The organism is Ideonella azotifigens (genome assembly GCF_006519715.1).
Taxonomy (GTDB): domain Bacteria; phylum Pseudomonadota; class Gammaproteobacteria; order Burkholderiales; family Burkholderiaceae_C; genus Ideonella; species Ideonella azotifigens.
Map to the genome: position 1 here is coordinate 1 of NZ_VIDT01000331.1, position 5,996 is coordinate 5,996.

A 5,996-nucleotide genomic window follows, 5' to 3' on the forward strand; every position below is an offset into this window, starting at 1 on the left:
AAGCTGCGCCTGCGCGGACGCGGCATTCCGGGCAGCGGGCCGAACTCGCCGCCAGGAGACTTCTACGTCACGCTCGAAGTCGCGCTGCCGCCGGCCGACACAGACAAGGCGCGGGCGCTGTACCGGCAGATGGCGCAAGACCTCGCCTTCGACCCGCGCGGCCACCTTGGTGAATGAACTGGAGGCTGGCCCATGCACAGCGAAACCATGTTGATCGGGGTTTGCCTGAGCGACGAGCATGCGCTCGATCTTGAGATGTTCGCGCAAGCCTGCGGCACGGCCGCCGACGAGATCAGGGAGTTCATCGATGCGGGCCTGCTGCGCCCGGCGGTCGAACAGCCCGTGTGGCGCTTCGGTGGCGAGGAACTCGCCCGCGTGCGGCGCATTCGCCGCCTGCAGCGCGACTTCGAGGCCAACCTGGACAGCGTCGCGGTGATGCTGGACCTGACGGACGAGATCAAGCGCCTGCGCGCGGCGTTGCGCCGCGCCGGCATTGAGGCCTGAACACATGCCCATGGACAAACGCCAGACCTGGAACGTCGGCTACTGGATTGTTGCGCTGCTGGTGCTGATGCTCGCGCAGAGCTTCTGGCAGAGCGCCACGCAGATCGAGGCCGTGCCGTACAGCGCGTTTGAAAAGGCGCTGGCCGATGGCCGCATCACCGAGATCACGATCTCCGACAGCACCCTCATCGGCACGCTCAAGTCGCCCGAAGCAGGCAAGACGCTGCTCGTTGCCACGCGCGTCGAGCCCGAGCTCGCCGCCCGGCTGGAGAAGTATGGCGTGCCCTACAAGCGCGTGATTGAGAGCCCGTGGCTGCGCGACCTGCTGTCCTGGATCCTGCCCGCGCTGATCTTCTTCGGCCTGTGGTTCTTCGTGATCCGCCGCTTCACCGACAAGCAGGGCATGGGCGGCTTCATGGCGATCGGCAAGAGCCGCGCCAAGGTCTACGTCGAGAACCACACCGGGGTCAGCTTTGCCGACGTTGCCGGCGTCGACGAGGCCAAGGAGGAGCTCAAGGAGGTGGTTGACTTCCTGAAGCAGCCGCAGGAGCACAGCCGGCTCGGCGCGCACATCCCCAAGGGTGTGCTGCTCGTTGGCCCGCCCGGCACCGGCAAGACGCTGCTGGCCAAGGCGGTGGCCGGCGAGGCCGGCGTGCCCTTCTTCTCGATCTCGGGCAGCGAGTTCGTGGAGATGTTCGTTGGCGTCGGCGCAGCGCGTGTGCGCGACCTGTTCGAGCAGGCACGCTCGAAGGCGCCCGCGATCATCTTCATCGACGAGCTCGATGCGCTCGGCCGCGCGCGCGGCGCCTTCCCGGGACTGGGCGGCCACGACGAGAAGGAGCAGACGCTGAACCAGTTGCTCGTCGAGATGGATGGCTTCGACACCTCGGCAGGCCTGATCATCCTGGCCGCGACGAACCGGCCCGAGATCCTCGACACCGCGCTGCTGCGCGCCGGCCGCTTCGACCGCCAGGTGCTCGTGGACCGGCCCGACAAGATCGGCCGTTTGCAGATTCTGCAGGTGCATGTGCGCAAGGTGCGGCTGGCCGCCGGCACGAAGCTCGACGAGGTGGCCGCCATCACGCCCGGCTTCAGCGGCGCGGACCTGGCCAACCTGGTCAATGAGGCGGCACTCGCCGCGACGCGTCGCCATGCCGACGAGGTGACGCTGGCGGACTTCACCGTCGCGGTCGAGCGCATCGTCGCCGGGCTTGAGCGCAAGAGCCGCGTGCTGAACCTGCACGAACGCCGCGCCGTCGCTTACCACGAGATGGGCCATGCGCTGGTCGCGCTCTCACAGCCGGGCTCGGACGCGGTGCACAAGGTCTCGATCATCCCGCGCGGCATCGGCGCGCTCGGCTATACGATCCAGCGCCCCACCGAGGACCGCTACCTGATGACACGCGGCGAACTCGAACGCAAGATCGCCGTGCTGCTCGGCGGCCGCGCGGCCGAGATGCTGGCGCTCGGCGAGATCTCCACCGGCGCCGCGGACGATCTCGCAAAGGCGACCGACATCGCGCGCGAGATGGTCACCCGCTACGGCATGGACGAAGGCCTCGGCCCGGTGGCCTACGAAGCGCCACGCGCGCCGGCAGGCGAGGCCATGGCTTGGCCAGGCAACGGCCGGACGCTTTCGGAGGACACGCTGCGCCGCATCGACGCAGCGGTGGCACAGCTCGTCGGCGCCGGTCTCACGCAGGCGGCGCAGCTGCTGACCACCCACCGCGACCTGCTTGAGCGAGGTGCGCAACAACTGCTCGAACGCGAGACGCTGGACGAGGCGGCGCTGCGCAGCCTCACCGCCGGGCTCGGTGAGGGGCAAGAACTGGACTGAAGTCGAAGGATTCCTTCGTGGGAATTTGCTGAGAGCTCCCGTTTGCAGGACTGGCGATACCGGCGAGGAATCTCTTGAGAATCAAGCGTGGGTTGTGCAGTTGAATACGAAGGTGACCTGCTTTTCATCGTTCACACCCACTGGCGCCGTTGAGAGCGCGAGTGGAATTGTTCGAATCGTCAACGAGTCGATGTACTCATTCGGGTCGTCCTGGTCTCCCAGTCGTACGGTGATTCGCCGTTGTGAATGTCCGCTCAGGGTCGTTCACAAACACCCCTACCTGAAATCCCGGCTTACCGTGCTCTCCGCCAGCCTCCCCAGCATCGGGCTCAGGTCCTCGGCGTAGGCAATGATCAGGTTGCAGACATCGCCCTCGCGCTGCCAGTGGCCATAGAGCATCAGCAGGCGGGCGCGCAGCAGCGGGATGCGGAAGCGTTCCCGTTGGCGTTGCCAGCAGATGGCCTGCACGACGCCGGTTTCGTCTTCCAGGGAGACGAAGATGGTGCCGTGGGCGGTGGGCGGCTGCTGGCGGGTGGTGACGATGCCGGCGTAGCGCACTGCGTCGCCGTCGACCTTGTGGCTCAGCATTTCGGCGGTCAGCAGGCGGCGCTTGTTGAGCTGGGGGCGCAGCAGTTCCAGTGGGTGACGGCGCAGCGTGAGGCCGGTGCTGGCGTAGTCGAAGACGATGTCTTCGCCCTCCGGCGCAGCGGGCAATTCCAGCTTTTCTTCTTCGACGGGTGCGGGCTGCAGCAGGGCCGGTGGGCGGCGCAGCGCGGCAGCGTCCCAGACCTGCTGGCGGCGATGGCCGGCGAGCGAGGCGAGCGCGTCGGCACCAGCCAGCAGGCGCAGTTCGCCCTGCTCGAGCGCGGCGCGGCGCGCGAGGTCGCCGGTGCTGGTGAACGGGCCGTCCTGCAGGCGGGATTGCTCGATGCGGAGCGCCACCTCTTCCGGCAGGCCCCCGACGCGGTGCAGCCCCATGCGCACCGCAGGCGCCTGGATGTCGCCCTCCAGCCGGGTTTCGAAGCCGCTGTGCTGCACGTCCACAGGCAAGACCTTCACGTCGTGTCGGCGCGCGTCCTGCACCAGTTGTGACGCGGAATAAAAACCCATGGGCTGGGAGTTCAGCAGGCCGGTCAGGAACTCCGCCGGGTAATGGCATTTGAGCCAGCTGCTGGCATAGACCAGCAGCGCAAACGACACCGCGTGGCTCTCCGGGAAGCCGTAGGAGCTGAAGCCCTTGATCTGCTCGAAGACGCCTTCGGCAAAGTCCAGCGGCAGGCCCTTGGCCAGCATGCCGCCGATCAGGCGGTCCCTGTATTTCCCGACGTCGCCATGACGCTTCCAGGCAGCCATCGCGCGGCGCAGGCCATCGGCCTCGCCGGGGCTGAAGCCGGCGCCGAGGATGGCGATCTGCATGCACTGCTCCTGGAAGATCGGGATGCCCAGCGTGCGGTGCAGCGCGTCTTTCAGCAGGTCGCCGCCCGGCGTCTCGAAGCTCAGCGAGGAGTCTTCGCGCCGCTGCTGGCGGCGCTTCAGATACGGGTGCACCGCGCCGCCCTGGATCGGCCCCGGCCGCACCAGCGCCACCTCCACCACCAGGTCGTAGAAGTTCTCCGGCCGCAGGCGCGGCAGCATGCTCATCTGCGCGCGGCTTTCGATCTGGAAGACGCCGACGGTGTCGGCCTTGCAGATCATCTCGTAGGTGGGCTGGTCGCCTTGCGGGATCTTGTAGATCTCCAGCGTTTCGCCGAGGCGCCGGCTCACCATGTCCAGCGTGCGGCGGATGGCGCTGAGCATGCCCAGGGCCAGCACGTCGACCTTCATCAGGCCCAGCGCGTCGAGGTCGTCCTTGTCCCATTGGACGACGGTGCGGTCCTTCATGGCCGCGTTTTCGATCGGCACCAGGCGCGAGAGCGCGCCACTGGTCAGCACGAAGCCGCCGGTGTGCTGCGAGAGGTGGCGCGGGAAGCCCATGACCTGGGTGCTGAGCTGCAGCCACTGGCGCACCGCCAGATCGGTGGTGTCGATGCCGGCTTCCTGCAGGCGGGCGCGCTGGGTCTGGGCCTGGGCGCTGCCGTCGTCGCTTTGCCAGTCGTCCCAGTGGTGCAGGTTGCTGGTGAGCTTCTCGATGGTGGCCAGCGGAATGCCCACGGCCTTGCCCACGTCGCGCAGCGCGCTGCGCGGGCGGTAGCTGATCACCGTGGCGGTGAGTGCGGCGCGGTCGCGGCCGTACTTCTCGTAGAGGTGCTGCATGACCTCTTCGCGGCGCTGGTGCTCGAAGTCCACGTCGATGTCCGGCGGCTCGCCACGCTCCCGGCTGATGAAGCGCTCGAACAGCATCTTCAGGTCGGCCGGGTTGGCTTCGGTGATGCCCAGGCAGAAGCAGACCATGCTGTTGGCGGCGCTGCCGCGGCCCTGGCAAAGGATGCCTTTGCTGCGGGCGAAGGCGACGATCTCGCCCACGGTCAGGAAGTAGTGCTCGTACTGGAGTTCGGCGATCAGCTTCAGCTCGTGTTCGATGAGCTTGCGGTGCTCGTTCTTCAGTCCTTCCGGGAACCGCCGGGCGACGCCTTCATAGGTGAGTTGCCGCAGGTACTGTGCCGCGGTGAGGGCCTTGGGAATGAACTCATCGGGATAGGTGTACTTCAATTCGGTGAGTTCGAATTCGCACTTGGCCGCCACCACCAGCGTCTGCGCCAAAAGGTCTGGCGGGCAGCTCAGGCCCAGCCGGGTGCGCGAGCGCAGGTGGCGCTCGGCATTGGGCTGCAGGTCCAGGCCGCACTCGGTCAGCGGCGTGTTCAGGCGGATGGCGGTGAGGACATCCTGCAGCGGCTTGCGCGAGCGCACGTGCATGTGCACGTCACCGGCGGCCACCAGCGGGATCTCGGTCTGCGCGGACCATTCGCGCATCTTCAGCAGCCAGCTTTCATCGTCTGCCAGGCGCAGCAGGTGCACCGCGAACCAGCAGTTGCCGGTGAAGTGGCGCAGCAGCCAGCGGCCGATGGCCAGGCCTTGCTCGGGCGTGCTGTCGCGCGCCGGCGCGGCCAGCACCACGCAGTCCGCTAGCTCGCCGCGTTTCAAGTCCTCCGGGACGGCGCGGTAGTGGCCCTTGGGGCTGCTGCGGCGCAGCCGGGTGATGTACTGGGTGAGGTTGCCGTAGCCGCGCAGGTTGCAGGCCAGCACCACCAGCGTGAAAGGCCAAGGGCCACCAAACTGGAACTGGCTGCCGATGATGAGGTGCCTGAATTCGAGCTCCTTGGCCTGCTCATGCGCCCGAACAACGCCAGCCACCGAGCATTCATCGGTGATGGCCAGCGCCGCATAGCCCAACTGGTGGGCGCGCGCCACCATCTCCTTGGGCTGGCTCGCGCCGCGCAGGAAGCTGAAGCTGGTCGCGCACTGCAGCTCGGCGTAGGCAGGGAGTTGCCGGGTGCTCATGGTTTAGAAGAAGCCATGGAGGAACCAGTTGAACTCGCCTTGCTGCCGCGTCTGGAACAGCCACAGCAGGCCGGCGCGGTCGCTCCAGGCAACCCAGTAGTCGCGCCTGGCCTGGCGGGTGTGGGCCGCGTCGCCCTGGCCGGTGCGGTCCCACCAGCCGGCATCCACGCGGTTGGGGCCCATCAGCAACAACAACGGGCCCTGGTAGGTGGGCTTG

3 protein-coding genes and 2 pseudogenes are annotated in these 5,996 nt (G+C 67.5%); 3 read left to right on the top strand and 2 right to left on the bottom strand.

Going from position 1 to position 5,996, the window contains the following annotated elements:
- The 3 genes and pseudogenes from FKP22_RS33945 to ftsH form a co-directional block, all read left to right on the top strand.
- A pseudogene (locus tag FKP22_RS33945) lies at nt 1-177 on the top strand (J domain-containing protein); the annotation flags it as partial.
- Between the two features lie 15 nt (nt 178-192).
- Nucleotides 193-504, top strand: coding sequence for a chaperone modulator CbpM (locus FKP22_RS18435; RefSeq protein WP_141289100.1), 312 nt, complete (start codon nt 193-195; stop codon nt 502-504).
- A gap of 10 nt (nt 505-514) precedes the next feature.
- On the top strand, nt 515-2,341 hold the full coding sequence (gene ftsH, locus FKP22_RS18440; RefSeq protein WP_141289106.1) for an ATP-dependent zinc metalloprotease FtsH: 1,827 nt from the start codon (nt 515-517) through the stop codon (nt 2,339-2,341).
- 276 nt (nt 2,342-2,617) lie between these two features.
- On the opposite strand, the gene FKP22_RS18445 is transcribed toward ftsH, so the two are convergent.
- Nucleotides 2,618-5,779, bottom strand: a complete 3,162-nt coding sequence (locus tag FKP22_RS18445; protein WP_141289102.1) for an error-prone DNA polymerase — start codon at nt 5,777-5,779, stop codon at nt 2,618-2,620.
- Nucleotides 5,780-5,782: 3 nt separating this feature from the next.
- Nucleotides 5,783-5,996, bottom strand: a pseudogene (locus tag FKP22_RS18450) (DNA polymerase Y family protein); the annotation flags it as partial.